The sequence below is a fragment of the Phenylobacterium sp. genome (genome assembly GCF_035276905.1).
Taxonomy (GTDB): Bacteria; Pseudomonadota; Alphaproteobacteria; order Caulobacterales; family Caulobacteraceae; genus Phenylobacterium.
Genome location: NZ_DATELG010000413.1, coordinates 16,927 through 34,525 on the forward strand (window position 1 = coordinate 16,927; position 17,599 = coordinate 34,525).

Genomic DNA, 17,599 nt, shown 5'->3' on the forward strand with positions numbered 1-17,599 from the left:
CGCCATGGCGGCGGATCCAGAACTCAAGGCTGTCCGAAAGACCGATAGGCCGCCACGCTCTGCATCGCCAACTTGGCGAGTTCTGGAAAGTGGCCGCCGCGCTCGAGCGCGTGGGCCGACGCCGCCGTACCACGGATCGCACGGCCTTTGATGCCGTGGAAGATGGCCGCAAGACGAAAGAAGTTGAAGGCGATGTAAAATTCGTAATGAGGGATCGAGTCCCGGCCCGTCCGACGACAATAGGCGGCCACATAATTCGCTTCCGACGGAATTCCTAAAGCGGCGAGGTCCGCGCCGCCTAGGCCGGCCACAATCCGAGGCGGCGTCCGGTACATCATGGCGTGATAGGTGAAATCAGCCAGCGGATGGCCAAGCGTCGACAACTCCCAATCAAGCACAGCAAGCACCTTGGGATGTGTCCGATCGAAAATCATGTTGTCGCAGCGAAAATCACCATGAATAAGAGCGGCGTCATCTCCCGCCGGCACGTGTTCAGGCAGCCACGCGATCAATTCATCCATGTTGCGGTCGCGCCCGGCATCGGCGTCATCAAGGTACTGTTTTGACCACCTGGCGATCTGCCGCGAAAGATACTGACTGGGTTTTCCAAAGTCGCCAAGCCCGAGCGAACGGTAATCCATGCCGTGCAGTCTGGCGATGACGTCGTTCATCGCATCGAAATAGCGGCTCCGCTCCTCCAGGCCGACTTGGGGGAAGGTCGCGTCCCAGAAAATGCGACCATCGACAAAATCCATGATGTAGAACCACGAGCCGATGACCGTTTCGTCTGTACATAGCGCGTAAACGTGCGCGACCGGAAAGCCGGCTTGATCCAATGCTTTCAGCACCCGCGCTTCCCGCTCGACAGCATGCGCTCCCGCCAGGATCTGTCCGGGCGGCTTGCGGCGAAGAACATAGGCGCGCCCAGGCGTGATCAACTTATAGGTCGGATTGGATTGCCCCCCCTTGAATTGCTCAACCGTCAGCGGACCACGGAATCCATCGACATGTTCCGTCATCCAGGCCGCGAGGGCCGCCTGATCGAACCGGTGCGCGTCTCGGACGAGCATCGTTCCCGAATTTTCGCTTTCGCCGACGGCGCTCATGGTTGGGAGCCTTTCCAGTCCCGGCTGATCTTCTTGGCGAGGGACCATTTGTGAACCTCGGTCGGGCCGTCATAAATCCTGAAGGCGCGGATCTCGCGAAACACTTGCTCGACGATGGTGTCCCCGGAGACGCCCGCGCCCCCCATCATCTGAACGCAACGATCGGCGATGCGCATCAGCGCTTCGGAAACGGCGACCTTGGCCATTGAGCTTTCGGCGATGCCTAGCGATCCATGGTCAAGCACGTCGGCGCACCAATCGATCATCAGCTCGGCCTGTTTGAGGTCTATGAGGTTCTCGGCCGCCATGAACCCCACCCCCTCGTGGTCGATGAGCGGCTTGCCGAACGCCCAGCGGCGGCACGCGTAGTCGGTCGCTATCTCGTTGGCGCGCACGCAGGCGCCGAGCCACCGCATGCAGTGCGACAGCCGCGCCGGCGCCAATCGGACCTGGGCATAGCGGAACCCTTCCCCACTCCGCCCGAGCATCTGGTCGGCCGGCACTCTTAGATCCTCGATGGACACCACCGCGTGGCCGCCAGGCAGCGCGCTGTCGATGGTGTTGATCACGCGCTCGATGCGAACCGCGGGATTCGGAAGGTCAACGAGGAACATGCAGGCGCCGTCGGCGGACTTCGCCATAACAATGCCGATCTTGGCTCCCTCTGCGCCGGTGATGAACGCCTTTCGTCCTGAGATCACCCACCCCTCGCCTTCCGGTTGGCAGGTGGTGCGCATCATCGAGGGGTCCGAACCCGCGCCGTTGTCCTCCGCCGGCTCGGTCATGAAGAAGGCGGAGCGCGCCCGGCCTTCCAACAGAGGCTTCAGGAAGCGTTCCTGAATCGCCGGGGAGCCGACCTTGCCAAGCAGATACATGTTGCCTTCGTCGGGGGCCGCAGTGTTGCAGGCGACGGGACCCAGCGGCGACAATCCCGTCTTGCGCAATACAATCGCAGTCTGGCGCTGGGTGAGATGAACTCCATCGGGTCGCACGTGGGGCGTCAGAACGCCCGCAGCCCGGGCCCGATCGCGCAATTCTTCGACCAGCTCCTCCGTCGGCCCGCCATGCGCGTCGCGCCGAGGATCACGCTCGTAAGGCGCGACCACATCGCGAACGAACGATTCCACCCGGGAAGCCAGCTCGGCCACCGCCTCATCGCTGACGTCGCAAGATTGCCCGAGAGCCATGATCAGCGCGCTCCGCGATCGCGTGTTGGGGTACAGTCGTTGCGCATCCGCGTTGAACCGTCGCTCATGCCAGCCGCGGCGGATGGTCCTGCGCCGCCTTCTCGCGCAGGGCGGCGCGAATGATCTTTCCCGTCGGGGTCTTCGGCAGGTCTTCCATGAACCAGAAACGCCTGGGTACTTTGTAAGCTGCCAGGCGTTCGCGGCAGTAACGGACCAGGGACGCTTCATCGACCTTGCCGGGGTCGGCGCCCGGAACCAGCGAGACAAAGGCGTGGACGGTTTCGCCGCGATAGCTGTCGGGCGCGCCTACGACTGCGGCTTCCCTGATATCGCCATGCGCGAGAAGGACAGCCTCAACTTCCCCCGGCCAAACCTTGAATCCTGAGGCGTTGATCATGTCCTTCTGGCGATCCACCACGAAGAACCACCCGGCCTCGTTCATAACGCCGACGTCGCCGGTCCGCAGCCAGCCGTCGTAGAGGGCTTCCTTCGTCTCCATGGGCTTGTTCCAGTAGCCGGTCATGACCTGCGGTCCGCGGATCCAGATTTCCCCCGCAAGACCGGGACCGAGCGTTTTGCCGTCCGGCCCGACGATCCGACACTCCGTCGACGAAATTGGAAAACCCACTGCGAGAGCCCCGGTCTCCGCATGAATTGGGATGTCGAGCCCGGGCGGGGCGATGTGCGTCGGTGAACAGGATTCCGTCAATCCGTAGACCGGACGCAAATCTATCCCAAGCTTCTCCAACACGACGTCCCGGAGCGCCGGCGCCACCGGCGCTCCGCCCGTGAATACATCGGAAAACGATCTGAAGTCCGCGGCCGTGACGCCGGACGAATTCATCAGGCTGTTGTAAGCGGTGATTGCGGCGATGGTGAACGTCGGCCGGTAATCGCGGATGATGTCCAGCACGGCCTCTGGCTGGAAGCGATAGTGCACGGCCATCGAGCAGCCTGCGGCAAGCGCAAGGCCCATATGGAGCACGAAGCCGGTGATGTGGAAAAATGGCGCCAGAGCAAGGATCCGGCTGGCTGGCCCCACGCGCATCCAGGTCAGGCTCGTACGGATGTTTGAGGCCAGACTCGCGTGACTGATGACCGCGCCTTTCGGCACGCCCGTGGTGCCCGATGTGTAGAGGATCAGCCCAATGCTCGACGGATCGCACGGCACGTAGGCGCCAGGTCGACGGGAACGGTCGGCGCAGATGGAAGCCAGGTCGGCTGCAGAGGGCGGCGCCCTGGGCGGCAACAGCCGCGCATCGTCCCCGTTCTGCAGATCATGAGCGCTCACCGTGGCGATCGCCAGGACGCCGACGCCGCTCGCTTCGATCGCCTCCGCGACGGCCGGATGATGATCGTCATGACAGACGACCGCCGCCGGCTGATAGTCGGCGAAAATTCTCGAGAGCTCATCGGCCCGGTACATCGGGTTGCCAGGGACCGGAATCGCGCCGATCTTCCAGACGGCGAGCGTGACGATTACGAAATGCGGCACGTTCTGGAGGATGACGCCGACGCGGGCGCCGGGCCTGACGCCTCTGTCCTGGAGCCAGACCGCGAAGGCGTCGCTCATCTCCTCGATGTCACGGTAGCTCAATGAGGCGTCAAAGTAGCGGATCGCCTCATTTTCAGCGTTTGCGTGCACCTTGGCCCGGTAGAGATCAAGAACGTGCATCGGGCCAGGAGGAACATCCGCCGGCAGTCCCGGTCCATAAAGGTTCAGCCAGGGACGCAGCCTCGTTTCGGCGACGTGATCTGACATCTGAAAAGCCCTCGAATGGATCGGTTTCAACGCGACGGCGATCAGCCGACCTTGTCCACGTGGTTCCAGCCGCCCTGGCGCGCGTTGACCGCAAGCCTCGCTAGTCGGCGCTGATCCGCACGACGATTTTGCCGACGGCGGCGCGTTGCGCCAGCGATTGGATCGCGTCGCCGGCCGCCTCCAGCGGTACGACGGTTGCGGGACCAGGCTTGATCCGGCCGCTCGCCGCGAGCGCGCCGATCTCCGTCATGTGCCGCTGGAACAAGCCTGGCGTGCGAGCGACGGTTTCCCCCCAGGTGACCCCTGACACATCAGCCGATTTCAAGAGGATGACGTTCGCCGCGAGCGTCGGGAGCGCGGCCGCGAACCCGACCACGAGGTAACGGCCCTGCCATGCCAGCGCGCGCAGCGCCGCCTCGCCATAGGCTCCGCCCACCGGATCGAAGACGCATGTCGCGCCGCCAGGTCCGCACGCGGCCTTGAACAGCTCCGCCAGCGCGCGCCCGTCGACCTGCTGGCTCGGATACACGACGACGTCATCGGCGCCGCGAGCTCTGGCCGCCTTCGCCTTGGGCTCCGACGAGACGCCGGCGATCACGCGCGCGCCAAGCGCCTTACCGATTTCAACGGCGGCCAGACCGACCACGCCGGAGGCCCCCAGCACGATCAGGATATCGCCTTCGTGCAGGCCAGCCCGATCGTGCAGCCCGTGCCAGCTGGTCCCGTAGCTGACAATCGTGGATGCGGCGGTCGCAAGATCGGTTCCTGGGGGCAAAGCCGCAACCGCGCCGGCCGGCGCGACCGCGTACTCGGCGAGCCCCCCGTAACGGAGCAGGGCGACGCAAGCCTGTCCGATCTTCACGGATTCCACGCCCGCTCCGACGGCCTCGACATAACCGGCGACTTCGATGCCCGGCGCAAACGGACGTGGTGGCCGAACCTGGTAGCGGTCCTCAATGATCAGGACGTCCGGATAGTTGATCCCTGCAAAGCAGGTCCGGACGCGGACTTCGCCGGGCCCGGGGGACGGACAGTCCGCCTCCCCAACGCGCAGCGTCGTCCCATCGCCAGGCTCCACGCTGAGAAGCGCTCTCATCAGATCATTTCCTTCGAGGAACCGGACGCGCTGACCCGCTCTTGGGTCCACCTTCCCTGAGCACCGAGCCGCCCGCCCTCAGGACGCGACGGGTTCCGCAATCTTCTCCATCCAGGACCGCGCCTCGATAACGATCCGACGATCAGCTTCTTGGAACGCTACCCCAACCGGATCCCCGCCTTCCGCCACGGTTCTCGCGAGCCGCTTGAACAACAATCGCTGCTTCACGACGCCAGTGTCGGAAGAGGCGAGGTGTTCATCGGAATGCAAAGTAACTATCCCCTGCCCTTCCTGCGCCTCGTGATCCGAGGGGTAGCGCTGATGCTCTTCGGGGGTCATGTCGCGCCACAACTTCTTGGCTGGCCCATAGCCAGCGACTTCCTCCGGATCCCAAGCAAATCCTTTCTTTTGCCGGATGACCTGCACCTGCACGTAAGTGGTGTCATCGAAGGGCACAAAGAACCACAGGTGGTTCGCCGCTCCATCCCCATAGAACGGCGGAATGACCAGCACGTTCGGCATCAGCGCCTGCTCGATCCGCAGCCACGCTTGCCCGTCGCCAAGATCACGCTTGGTGAAGGTGAGAATAGAATCGCCGCTCTCGGACGTCCCCCACGACAGCTCCGGCCAGACGTCCCAGCGCCGATCGGTGAAATGCGACCCACAGTGCGAGTAGTGCAGGACCATGATGTGCGCATGGTCCATGGCGTTGTCCCAATGTTGGAACCAATTGTATCTGGCGGGGAAATCGGTGAGCTCCCGCTCCTTGTTCATGTAGTCGGCGACGATTTCCTCGTCCTCAGCGAGATCCTCGAAAATGGAGTAGATCGGGAAAAGCGGCTGCTTTTCAGGCGGGCCCATGTAAGCCCAGATCGCACCGTATTTCTCGACCACAGGGTACCACGGTTGACGCAGCAGGTGCTTGCGCGCCCCGCCGCCAGGTTCACAGGGCTGATCAAGGAGTTGGCCCTGACAGCCGAACTTCCAGCCGTGATAGCAGCAGCGAATCCCGTCCTCCTCGACCTTGCCGTAAAAGAGGCTCGTGCCGCGGTGGATGCAGCGGGGCGTAAGCAGGCCCACTTCGCCCGCACGGTTACGGAAGAGGACAAGATCCTCTCCAAGCCGGCGAATTTTCTTGGGCAGATCTGTCGCTTCATAAGACATCGCGATCGGCTGCCAATAGCGACGCAGCAACTCGCCGCCAGGCGTACCCGGCCCGACCAGCGTTAGCGACAAGTCAGGCTCACCCGGACGCACTCCATAAGCCCGCCCAAAGGCTTCGTTCAGTCTGGAATCCACCACCCTATTCCTCCAACTCGGGCCCACGCGCGGAAGGGCGACGCGCCGGCCAGCGCCGCTTTGCAGCACCATTCTCGCCGACTGTAGTTTTCGGCCAGCCGGCGCTCTAGCAGGCTTGCGCACACACTCTGTTGCGCGTTGGCAACAATGCCCGTGCGCCGCCCAAAGCTCGCCGACGTCTCAGTATTCTCCCATGGCTAAAGTGGCCGCCCAGCGCTGCGGATTGGTGTTGGTCATAAGATGGATCTGCTCGTCCGACAGGCCGCGCGACTTCAACTCAGGGATGACCTGCTGCTTCACGCGCATGTAAGGCGCAATGTCATCATCGATGCCGAAGGAGTCGGGGAAGCAATCGTGGTAGGCGATGGGCCAGCCTCCCGCGAGGAGGATCTGCTCACCATAACCCTTGCCCACGAGATCGACGATGCGCTCGAAGTTTTGCTCGGGCGTGCTTGAATCCGAAGCGAGGACGTTTGTCTCCTCGCTGGGGAACCAGCCGTCGAACGATATGAATGAACCTTTGTCGAGGATCCGCTGGAACTCGTCCAGCGACGTGTTCGCCGGCGAGCGATCCATGTGGCACAGGGCGACGCGTGTCAGGTCGACACCTTCTTCGGCGAAGATTCGCTGATGCTTCAGCCCATCGGGCGCGCCCAGGCCGTGGGTGGTGAGCGGCGCACCCGAGCGGCGATGCGCGATCGAGCACGACTTGAACAAGCTGCGGAGGTCGGGCGTTTCCTCGAGGCCGTACTTGTCCGACATGACCTTGATCGCGGCCGCCCGCACGTTCGTCCTGTTGATCCCAACCAGAACGTCCTGCACGATATAATCTTCGAGCAACATGCGGCCGACGAAGTCCTCCGGCTTGTCTTTACGATAGCGGAAGAAGTAGGGAAGGCTATGAAGCGTGTAAAATCCTGAGCAGATCAGGATATTCATCTTTGTTTGCTTGGCGACCTTCTGCATTCGCTCGACGTTCCGTCCGATGCCGACGATCGTACGTTCGACAATCGTGTTGACGCCGCCCTCGTACGCTGCGTTGAGGATGTCGACGACTCGCGCGATCTGCTCCTCCTCCGGACGAGACTCCCAGGTTTCATTCGGCCAGTTGCCGACGAGCTCCCCCGTCTGCTGAATGATCAACTCTGCCGAATGAGTGAAACCAAGTTCGCTGGCCGGAACGGCGTCGCCCCGCGCGGTGGGAATCATGGCCTCGCTCAGGGCGATCTGCTTCGTGCTCATCAAGTCTCTCCACTGCTCGCGCGCTCAGTCGACGCGGGAGGCTCAAACATGAAGGCGCCCGTCACCCTCGCGCGCAGCCTCTCGGTCAGGAGCCCGACATCGGCTCCGCAGCGCGATCCTGTGGGGGCAGCGCCCGGAAGTTATGGATACCGGCGGTGCGGAATTTCGCCAGAATCGATTCTTTCGACAGTCTGTTGTCCGGCGGCAACAATGCGTACCCGCCTCCATCTGCATCGCGGCGATGTGCGCGCCTGCGGGTAGGACTTTTCTTGGCCATCGACCGCCGATGAGGCGGCCGACAGCGTGCCCGTCACGCCGCGGCAGGGCCGGCGCAGGCCAGCAGACCTCTCAGGGCGTCCCCCCGCTCGTCCGCCAGGGCTGCGGTGCGCAGAGCGCGTACGCGTTCGGCGGCGTCGCTGCTTCCCATGAAGTCGCGCACGACATCCGCAATACTCTGGTAATTTCGCAAGCCCCTCTCGAAGGTGTCGCTATAGCCCTTGATGAGCTCCTGCAGCTCCAGAATCTCCGTCGCGAGCGGAACGTTGGTCGCCGCCGCCTCCCGCGCTAACTTCAGCCACGCCTCGATGCGCGTCTGCTCGTCTCGATACCGAAGCGTCGATCGGCGCAGGGGCCGCAAGGATGCGATAAGCCGCAGCGCCAAGAACCACCTGAGACTGGTGGTCTCAACGTGACGTCCCCTGGCGAAGAGCGGCTGAAACCAGCCGCGAAGGCGAGCGTTGCGCAAGATTGGGGCCCCGAGCCACGCCGGCAGCGTTTCGCAGACTTCCTGAAGGCGCGGGTGCATGTATTCCGTCACATGCAGCAGTTGCCCTTTTCCAAGCCGCACCTCGTCAGCGATCCGCGCGAACCGCGTCGCGCGCAGCTTCAGATCGGCGACGCGAACCGTATCTTCATAAGCCATCCAAAGCGCAAGGCGCCGGGCCGCGGTCGTCGTCAGGCGGTAATTCATCCAGCCGCTATCGAGCGCACGCACACGCGCTAATCGATCGAGATATAGGGTGGCATATTCGGCGTCCTGATAATCCATCAGGCGTCGCACGCCCTCGAGCGCTACGCTGCGAGCGGCCGGCGGCAGGCCCTCCGCTATGCGCGCCGCCAGCCTGCGGCCCGCTTGGGTCGTGGGCTCGAGCGGGGCCTTCGCCTCCTCGTCCTCTTCAACGGGGCGGGTCGCGCCGTCATAGCCTGCGGCAAATCCCTTCAGGTTCGCCTCGACGGCCTTTCCGCCGCCGCGGATCGCGGCTTCGAAGGCTTCCGCAGGGAATGGGAGCGCGCCGCTTCCGGCCAGCGCTCCGAACATGACCGAACTGATCACGCTGCCGGCCTGTGTCGCCGCGGCATCCATATCGAAGCCGACGAAGCGGGCCGCGCGGGCCTGGGCGGCGTCGAGAATGCGTCCGCTGGACGCCGTCCCGTCGCCGAGCGCCGACTTTTCCGAGATCGCGAAGATCCGGTGGGTGGAGGTGATCAGCGTCGTACGATCCTTCGAGACGAATCCACGCACCATGGATCGTCCCGCCTCCATCAGCTCCGAGGCCAGAACCACGTCGACGTCACCGGGCACGGGCATGAGGGCGAGAACCGGCTCGGGCCGGTTGGCGCCTGGCTCCGCCTTGCGCACCATCTCGACGTAGTAGACGGTCGAGCCCGTACGCTGCGCGACGCCGGGCACCGACGTCCCCTGGGCGACGTAGCCCTGCGTCTCGGCGAGCTGAGCGATCCAGTCGGCGAGCACGCCGCCGCCCTGGCCGCCGAGGGCCAGGATGGCGATCGTAATGCGGTCGCGGTCGGAACCCTTGAGGTCGGACATCAGAAACCTCTCGCCGCAAGCGCGCGCGCGTGGCCCTGCTGCAGCCACTCAATCACGCGCTGGACGAACCGATGGCGAAGGCTCTCCCACCGTGACGGGTTCGTCACGATCGCGGTCTTGTAGAAGGACGGGCAGAGGATCGCCGCATGGGCGACCTCGCCGCAATTGCCGCATCCCACGCAGCTGTCATCGATGTGCGTCACCGGGCTCAGCCGCAAAGGGTCTGGATTAGGTCTGATGCTCAGCGAGGGACAGCCGGACAGCCGTATACAGGCATGGTCGCCGGTGCAGGTGTCCGGATCGACCCCGAAGCGCTCGCGCACCACGCGCTTGCCTTCCTTGGCAGCCTTCGCCATCAGCGGTTTCACGCGGCGCTGCTTGTTGAGCATGCATTCGGACTGAGCGATGATCACCTTCGGGCCCTTCTCGGGGCTGGTGAGGGCCTCCTTCAGCGTGTCGCGCATCTTGGCGACGTCGTATGTGTGGGTAAGCGTACGCGCCCAAGCAACGCCGATCCCACGCACCGCCTTTTCGATGGGATGCTTGGTCTTTCGCGTTGCGTTGTCAGCCTTCGAGGAAAGAACATCTTGCCCGCCAGTCGCCGCTGAATAACCGTTGTCGACGATGATGGTGACGTTGTCGTCCTGATTGAAGACCGCGTTACCAATCCCTGACGTGAGGCCGTTGTGCCAGAAGCCGCCGTCGCCCATGACCGCGACGGCGCGCTTCGAGCCCGAACTCTCTTTTGGTCTGAACGCCGCGGCCGCCGCTGTCCCCAGACCATAACCCATGGTCGTGTTGCCGATGTGGAAGGGCGGCAAGATCGAGAACAGGTGGCAGCCGATATCGGCGGACACATGCAGGTCTCCGACCTCCCGCTGGACCAGCTTCATCGCGGAGAAGATCGGGCGCTCCGGACAACCGGTGCAGAACCCGGCCGGCCGCTGCGGAACCTCCCGGGCGAGCGCTGGCTCAGCCGGGACAGGCGGCAGCGGGGTGGTCAGCGCGCGGTCGGGCGCCCAGCGTCGCATAAAGGCGATGACGCCGTCCCGAAGCACCTGGCCGGAATATTCCCCGGCCCGCGGAAAAATCTCCTTGCCGACGACCTGCGTCTGCAGGTCCGCGCGCCTGAGCAGCGTATTGAGTTCATGCTCGATGAACTCCGGCTGCCCCTCTTCGACGATCAGCACGGCGGTCTTGCCCGCGCAAAAATCCTTTATCTCCTGGGGAACCAGAGGATAGGTGACATTCAAACAATAGATCGGCGCCTTGGCGGCGCCATAGACATCCGAAAGCCCAACGAGTTCCAGCGCCCGATTGAGCGTATTGTAGAGTCCGCCCTGAACTATGATGCCGATGTCGTCGCGGTCGGGGCCGAACCACTCGTTCAGCCGCTGGTCGGCCACGAAGCGCACCGCCGCCGGCCAGCGCTTTTCGATCTTTTCATGCTCGTGGAGGAAATTCGCGGGAGGCAGGACAATTCGATCGAGGTCGCGTCTCGGGTTGGCGGCGGCCTCGCCGACCGTCATCACCGGCCGCTTGTTGTCCTTCGCAACGAAGCGGCCGGTGAGGTGGCACCCACGCACGCGCAATTCGAGCATCACCGGGGTGTTCGAGGCCTCGGAGAGTTCGAACCCCTTCTCGACCATCTCGACGATCTTGGAGAGATTGGGGCGTGGGTCGAGCAACCACATTTGCGACTTCATCGCAAACGCGTGGGTGCGCTCCTGCATGATCGACGAGCCCTCGCCATAGTCCTCGCCGACGATCACCAGCGCTCCGCCCGTCACGCCGCCACTCGCGACATTGGACAGGGCGTCGGAGGCGACGTTCGTTCCGACGACCGACTTCCAGGCGACGGCTCCGCGCAGCGGGTAGTTGACGGAGGCGGCGAGCATGGCCGCCGCCGAAGCCTCGTTGGCGTTCGACTCGAAATGCACCCCCAGTTCGCGCAGGAGAGGATCTGCGTCCGCGAAGACGTCCATCAGGTGGCTGATCGGCGCGCCCTGATACCCGCCCACATAGGCTACGCCGGCCTGCAGGAGCGCCTTGGTCACGGCAAGGATGCCCTCGCCTTCGAACGTCGCGCCCGCGCCAATCCGCAGCTGTTCGACTTCCTTCTTGAACGACCGCTCAGCCATGACCCACCTCCGGCATAAGCGCGATGACACGCAGCGGACTCCCGGAACCTCCGGCAATCTTCAACGGCGCGGCGAGGAGCACCGCGCCAACCGGGGGCAGCAGGTCCAGATTCGTCAGGCACTGCAGACCGTAACGCCCCGCGCCGTGGAACAGCGCATGGGCCGGATAAGGCGGCTCGAACAGAAACGCCTGGCCCGCGTCGGTGCCGATCGTCTCCACACCGAAGCCGTGCACGGCTCGCTCTTCGACTAAGAAGCGACAAGCTTCCGCATCGGGTCCGGGAGTATGCGGGCCGTCCTCGCGACGATTGGCGTAAAGCTCGCCGCTACGTTTGGACCAGTCAGTGCGGAAAAGAACCCAAGTTCGCGGGGGGATCCGGCCATACATCGCTTCCCAATCTTCGATGACGGATCGCGTAAGCAGGAAGTCGGCGTCTTCCGCGCAGGCCGCGGAGCAATCGATCACGATCGCCGGCGCAATGAAGTCGCTCGGCGGGATAGAATCGAGGGCGTTGTTCGGCAGGTCCTTGCCTGTCACCCAGTGCACCGGGGCGTCGAAATGCGTTCCGGTGTGCTCACCTACGGTGAAGTTGCTCCAATACCAGGCCACGCCCCGCTCGTCGTAGCGGGAGATCTCCTGGCGCGAAAAGCCGACGCACTGACCGAATTGCGGCGGCAGAACCAAGACCGGCGTTTCTTCCGAAAGGGTTTGCGTAAGATCGACGGTTCGCACGGCGCCGCTCGTGAGCGCGGCGGCCAGATCGTCAAGAAGGGAGCTGGACATGTCGGCCACCGATTGTTGAGTACGCCACGTACGCTGGCGCAAGAAACTTGCAAATGCAAGTTACTTCTTGGGGCGCTCAGGGTCACCTGAGCCTGCGGCCTGCGACCTTCAGGTGGGGTGATCTCCGTGACCCGCAGGCCGGCGTCGCCCACTCTGGATCGACAGCTCACGACCTGCGCCTGGCCGACATGCCCGAGCCTGCGCCGCCGCCCTCCCCCATCCGGAGATCACCTGATGGCGGCGCCGCGAAAGGTGCGGCTAACTCCGTTCGGCCTCTGTCAGAGGAGTGGAATCTTCCAAATGAGCGTCAAGACAATTGCTTCGATCCTGAAGGCGAAGGGCCCAGAGGTTCATTCCGTGGGGCCGGACACGACGGCTTATGACGCCGTCGCGAAAATGGCGGCCAGGGACATCGCGGCCGTCCTGGTGATGGAGAATGGGGACCTTCTCGGAGTCTTCTCCGCCAAGGACTACGGATCCCGGATCGCCCTGCAGGGGCGGGACGGGCGCGAGGTCGCCGTCCGGGACGTGATGACCCACCCTGTGGTGACGGTGGGCCCGAATGTGAAGATCGTCGACGGCATGCAGATCATGGCGACGAAAGGCCTACGCCACCTGCCCATCATGGACGACGGCAAACTCATCGGCCTAGTGACCCTGGCCGACCTGGTGCGATCCACTCTCGCCGACCAGGAGTTCAAGATCGAACAGCTGATGACCTACGTCGGCAGCTGACGACGCCGGCCAACTGACTGCCGGCAGCAGCGACTGCGCCTCACGGCCGTATTGCAAACTGCGCTACACGCCCCTACCCCACGAGCTGGAGGTAGACCAATGGCCACGCCGCTTTCCATGCGCCTGCCGGAACAGGACCTGGCGATCATCGATCGCGCAGCCGATCTGCGCGGCCGCTCGCGGACCGACTTCGTGCGTGAAGCCGCTGTAAGAGCCGCCGAAGAGGTCCTGCTCGAGCAGTCGGTCGTCCGCCTGACGCCTGCCGACTTCGAAGCGTTCAAGGCCGCTCTCGATGCGCCGGCTCAGGCCGTCCCTGAGATGGTCGAGACGCTAAAACGCCGTGCGCCGTGGGAACAATAGTTGGCGATCTCAGCGCCCGAGGTCCTCACGCCCGACCACGACCTCGCGGGCTTCGATGGTGGCAAGCCCGCGCTGAACGCATGGCTCAAAACCCGCGCCCTGGCGAACCAGCGGAACGGCTTCACCGTGGTGGTCGTGGTTCACGACGAACGCCGGGTCGTCGGCTACTACGGGCTCTCGCCCAGCGCCGTTGAGCCGGCTCTCCTGCCCAGGAAGGTCCGGACCGGCCAGCCTCCAGACCCCGTTCCCTGCCTGCTGCTCGGACAGCTGGCGACGGACCTCGGCCACGCCGGTCGTGGCCTCGGCACGGCGCTCGTGGGCCATGCGCTTGAGCGGGCGGTGCTCGGCGCGCGCCTCACCGGCGGCCGCGCGCTTCTGGTGCGAACGATCGACGAGGACGCGATCGGGTTCTGGAAGCGTCGCGGCTTCCTTGCCTCGCCGGCCGATCGCTATCTGCTGTTTCGATCCCTCCCCGATATCGAAGCCTCGCTGAGGGCTGCGGGACGCCTATAGCTCCGACGGGCGCCGGCGCCGGATCGGACAGCGCCCAGGCGCTGCGGCTGGTTGATGTTCAATGCCCCGCGGCAGGCTGCCCCGATGGGGTCTGACCGGATCCTCGCACAAGACGAAGGCCTTGGGCGCGGGAACGCTGCTTCTCATCGCCGATCGGGCCTTACGGGTTCAGATTTGGTGATGACGACCCCCGGCGGAGGCGGCATGTCGTTTGGCACGAAGTAGTCCGCCATCAGCGGCGCGGTCGCATCAACTCTGTACTGATCGAAATCCCGAACCCCCTCGGCGTAAAGGAAGGAATCGTCGATCAGGAATTGACCGGTGAAATCGCGCGCCGGCTTGTTGAAGATCGCGTAGGCGGCGTCCGCCATGATCTGCGGCGTGCGGCAATGGCGCAGCCCCTCTTCGCCGGTCAGCGCAAATTCCATGGCCGCCGTGGCGATGCCTGACCGCGGCCACAGCGCGTTGAACGCCACGCCGGCCGCCCGGAACTCCTCGCTCATCCCCAGCACGCACATGCTCATGCCGAACTTGGCGATCGTGTAGGCCGTGTTGCCCGCAAACCAGCGCGGGTTCATGTCGAGCGGCGGCGAGATCATGAGGACATGGGGGTTCGCCGCGGCCTGCAGATGCGGCAGGCAGGCCTTCGAGGCGAGAAACGTGCCTCGCGCGTTGACCTGGTTCATCAGGTCGTAGCGCCTCATCTCGGTCGAGAGCGTATCGCTGAGCTGGATGGCCGACGCGTTGTTGACGCAGATGTCGACGCCCCCGAACGTCCGAACGGTGGCGTCTACCGCGCTCAGCACCGAGTCCTCGTCGCGCACGTCCACGACCAGCGGCAGGGCCTTGCCGCCGGCCTGTTCGATCGCTTCCGCAGCGGAATAGATGGTTCCGGGGAGGTGTCGGTGCGGCTCGGCGGTCTTGGCGGCGATGGCGACGTTGGCGCCGTCGCGAGCGGCGCGCAGCCCGATCGCCAGCCCGATTCCGCGGCTCGCGCCGGTGATGAAAAGCGTCTTCCCCTGCAAGCTCATGTCGATCTCCGATGAACAGCCGTGTCTGCAAGGCCGGGAGCCGCACGCGCGCCGCGCCGACGTGAGCCGCATGCGCAGAACCCAACGGGCGGGACCGCCCTCGGGCTCCGGCAGCCTGCTCCAGACTCAGTCACCGACGAATTCCTCGGGCGGCGCGTCCATCACAACCCGGGCGCCAGCCATCAACGGTGCCAGCCAGCCGGCGATCTTGGGAAGCTCGAATTCGGAGAAATACCGACAAGCACGCAACTTGCCGGCCCGGAAGCTGGCGTCCGGGCGCCCACGCTCATGCAGGGTCGCGTCTCGGCAGAGCACGGCCTGATCGAGCCACAACCAGCCGACGACGCCGTGGCCGAGCGCTTCGAGAAACGCCGTGGCGTGCGCCAGGGCGTCTTGCGCCTCCCCCTGCTGGAGTTTGGTGACAGCCTGCGAGATGTCGGTCCAGACGCGCTGCAAGGCGTTCGCTTCGCGCTCCAGGCCGGGCGCGCTGCGGGCGCCTCGCAAGGTGGCCTCGATGCGCGGCCGCAGAAGATTCTGAAACCCCTCGCCTCGGTCCCGCCGTATCTTGCGGCCGACCAGGTCGATCGCCTGGATCCCGGTCGTGCCTTCGTGGATCGGATTGAGACGGTTGTCGCGATAGAGCAGCTCGACGTCGAAGTCGCGCGTGTACCCTGCCCCGCCATGGATCTGGATGGCGTGGTGCAGCGAGATCTGGGCCCACTCCGAAGGCCAGCTCTTCGTCACCGGCGTCAGCAGGGAAAGCAGGTTCGCCGCCGCGGCGCGCGCTTCAGCCGAGGGCGCCGTCTCGGCCTCGTCGAGCAGGCGGGCGCAGTAGAGAACCAGCGCGAGCGCGCCCTCGGCGTAGCACTTCTGCGCCAGCAGCATGCGCCTGACGTCTGCGTGCTGGATGATGGCGACTTGCTCGCCCGCGTGGACGCCCGGGGGCCGGCCCTGGACCCTGTTGCGCGCATAGTCGAGCGAGAGCAGATAGCCTCGGTACGCGAGCATCGCCCCGCCCAATCCCACCGAGATCCGCGCCTCGTTCATCATCTGGAACATCTGCGGCAAGCCCTGGCCGACGTCGCCGACCCGCCAGCCGACCGCCCCGCCCTGGCCGAAGGGCCGGGTGGCGCCCTCCCCGAAATTCAGGGCGCAGTTGGGCAAGGCGCGGTAGCCCATCTTGTGGTTCAGCCCGGCGACGACAATGTCGTTGCGGGAGCCGTCCGGCAGGACCTTGGGCACGATGAACAGCGAAGCCCCTCGCGTGCCTTCGGCAAGCATTCCGTCGGGCCCCTCGGTCTTGGCGAGCACGAGATGGACGATGTTGTCCGTCACGTCATGGTCGCCGGCCGAGATCCACATCTTCGCGCCGAACAGGCGATAACGGGGGCCGAATTCGTCCTCGCCGTCGGCCACGGCGCGGGTTCGGATGTCCGCCAACGAAGAGCCCGCGTGCGGCTCTGAAAGGCACATCGTCCCCAGCGTCGATCCGGCGACCTGCGGCTGGGCGAAGGCCGTGATCTGGCGCGGCGTTCCATAGGTCACGATCAGCCGCGCGTTGGCGACGGTGAGCAGCATGAAGGACGAGGCGGAAATGCTCCCGCCCATCAGCAAGCCCAGGCAGGCCACGTGGACGAGGTTCGGCAGTTGGGAGCCGCCCAGGTCGGTGTCGAACGCCGAACCGAAGATTCCGGCTTCGGCGATGGTCCGCACGGCGCGAGCGACATCTGGCAGGACGCGGACCTGGCCTTCGGGATCCAGTCGGGGCTCATCAAGATCCGACGCCCGCAAATGCGGCGCGAGCTCTTGTTCGGCCACTCGCTCGACCAGTTGGACGATGGAGCGAATTTCCTCCGCCGCGTGATCCGAGAACCGGGGCCTTTCCAGTAGCTCCTCGAGCCGAAGCCACTCGAAGAGAAGGAAATCAAGGTCCCGGCGGTTCACCACGGGCGTCGCCACGCCAGCCATCGCAGCCACGACCTCCCCAGTCGACGGTCCGCCGCAAAGCGCGGCGCGCCAGGCCCCCTATGTCACAGACGTAGCGGCGTCGCAATGAAATGTAGGACACAATCGTCCTGCACTTTTTCGATATCGAAGCGGCCCGCTCCCCGCTGATCCACGAGCGCCAAGACCTTCCGGATTAATTGCGGGAACATCTAAGCGGTGGCGTCATGTCGTCATGAGACGGCCATGCTTTCCAGAGATGCCTTCCGGGTCGCGCTGCCTTCCCTCAAGGTCAGTCTGCCGTCGAAACGGGCGCACTAGACCGGGCCGGCCCGACGGTATCGGCGCGGACGCGGCAAGGGATATTTCATTCGCGTGACTTCGCTCGAAGGTGGCCGCACCGTCAGGGTCTTGGAGCGAGGACAGGACGGCGCTGGCGTCGGCGCCGCCTGGATCTTCACCGGGCTGGCCTACCTCATCCTGCTGGCGCCGTTTCTCTGCGCCCGCATCCCGCCGCTGGTGGACTATCCGAACCACCTCGCGCGCTTCTGGGTGATCGCCAGCAAGGGCG

Annotated in this window: 15 protein-coding genes; 4 read left to right on the plus strand and 11 right to left on the minus strand. The window is 64.7% G+C overall.

The window, feature by feature from the left end:
- Window positions 1-23 precede the first annotated feature (23 nt).
- From VJS38_RS19725 to VJS38_RS19765, 9 genes are all read right to left on the minus strand, one after another.
- Window positions 24-1,106 carry a phosphotransferase family protein gene (locus VJS38_RS19725; RefSeq protein ID WP_324089854.1) on the minus strand — a complete coding sequence of 361 codons (1,083 nt, stop codon included), beginning with the start codon at window positions 1,104-1,106 and terminating at the stop codon, window positions 24-26.
- Window positions 1,103-2,293, minus strand: a complete 1,191-nt coding sequence (locus VJS38_RS19730) for an acyl-CoA dehydrogenase (RefSeq protein WP_324089855.1) — start codon at window positions 2,291-2,293, stop codon at window positions 1,103-1,105. Before VJS38_RS19730 ends, VJS38_RS19725 begins: the two co-directional genes overlap by 4 nt.
- Window positions 2,294-2,357: 64 nt before the next feature.
- Window positions 2,358-4,055 (minus strand): class I adenylate-forming enzyme family protein, encoded by a 1,698-nt coding sequence (locus tag VJS38_RS19735; RefSeq protein WP_324089856.1) that lies wholly within the window; start codon window positions 4,053-4,055, stop codon window positions 2,358-2,360.
- 100 nt (window positions 4,056-4,155) lie between these two features.
- Window positions 4,156-5,151 (minus strand): NADPH:quinone oxidoreductase family protein, encoded by a 996-nt coding sequence (locus VJS38_RS19740; RefSeq protein ID WP_324089857.1) that lies wholly within the window; start codon window positions 5,149-5,151, stop codon window positions 4,156-4,158.
- Between the two features lie 78 nt (window positions 5,152-5,229).
- Entirely contained in the window at window positions 5,230-6,450 is a 1,221-nt protein-coding gene (locus VJS38_RS19745; protein ID WP_324089858.1) for a Rieske 2Fe-2S domain-containing protein, read from the minus strand.
- A gap of 180 nt (window positions 6,451-6,630) precedes the next feature.
- Complete coding sequence (locus VJS38_RS19750; protein WP_324089859.1) at window positions 6,631-7,692, minus strand: hypothetical protein; 1,062 nt, start codon at window positions 7,690-7,692, stop codon at window positions 6,631-6,633.
- A gap of 310 nt (window positions 7,693-8,002) precedes the next feature.
- On the minus strand, window positions 8,003-9,520 hold the full coding sequence (locus VJS38_RS19755; protein WP_324089860.1) for an indolepyruvate oxidoreductase subunit beta family protein: 1,518 nt from the start codon (window positions 9,518-9,520) through the stop codon (window positions 8,003-8,005).
- Complete coding sequence (locus VJS38_RS19760) at window positions 9,520-11,661, minus strand: indolepyruvate ferredoxin oxidoreductase subunit alpha (RefSeq protein WP_324089861.1); 2,142 nt, start codon at window positions 11,659-11,661, stop codon at window positions 9,520-9,522. The genes VJS38_RS19755 and VJS38_RS19760 overlap by 1 nt, the downstream gene beginning before the upstream one ends.
- On the minus strand, window positions 11,654-12,445 hold the full coding sequence (locus VJS38_RS19765) for a cyclase family protein (RefSeq protein WP_324089862.1): 792 nt from the start codon (window positions 12,443-12,445) through the stop codon (window positions 11,654-11,656). The genes VJS38_RS19760 and VJS38_RS19765 overlap by 8 nt, the downstream gene beginning before the upstream one ends.
- A 300-nt stretch (window positions 12,446-12,745) precedes the next feature.
- Here VJS38_RS19765 and VJS38_RS19770 point away from each other — a divergent pair, with 300 nt between their 5' ends.
- From VJS38_RS19770 to VJS38_RS19780, 3 genes are all read left to right on the plus strand, one after another.
- Window positions 12,746-13,180, plus strand: coding sequence for a CBS domain-containing protein (locus VJS38_RS19770; protein WP_324089863.1), 435 nt, complete (start codon window positions 12,746-12,748; stop codon window positions 13,178-13,180).
- A gap of 99 nt (window positions 13,181-13,279) precedes the next feature.
- The gene (locus VJS38_RS19775) at window positions 13,280-13,540 is read left to right on the plus strand and encodes a DUF1778 domain-containing protein (RefSeq protein ID WP_324089864.1); all 261 of its coding nucleotides are present in this window, start codon (window positions 13,280-13,282) and stop codon (window positions 13,538-13,540) included.
- Entirely contained in the window at window positions 13,541-14,053 is a 513-nt protein-coding gene (locus VJS38_RS19780; protein WP_324089865.1) for a GNAT family N-acetyltransferase, read from the plus strand.
- A 143-nt stretch (window positions 14,054-14,196) separates the two neighbouring features.
- Here VJS38_RS19780 and VJS38_RS19785 read toward each other — a convergent pair whose 3' ends face one another.
- Both VJS38_RS19785 and VJS38_RS19790 read right to left on the minus strand, forming a co-directional pair.
- Window positions 14,197-15,084: an NAD(P)-dependent oxidoreductase gene (locus tag VJS38_RS19785; protein WP_324089866.1), complete on the minus strand. Its 888-nt coding sequence runs from the start codon at window positions 15,082-15,084 to the stop codon at window positions 14,197-14,199.
- A 126-nt stretch (window positions 15,085-15,210) separates the two neighbouring features.
- Complete coding sequence (locus VJS38_RS19790; RefSeq protein WP_324089868.1) at window positions 15,211-17,052, minus strand: acyl-CoA dehydrogenase; 1,842 nt, start codon at window positions 17,050-17,052, stop codon at window positions 15,211-15,213.
- A 351-nt stretch (window positions 17,053-17,403) separates the two neighbouring features.
- Here VJS38_RS19790 and VJS38_RS19795 point away from each other — a divergent pair.
- A partial coding sequence (locus VJS38_RS19795) for a hypothetical protein (RefSeq protein WP_324089867.1) occupies window positions 17,404-17,599 on the plus strand: 196 nt, incomplete at its 3' end.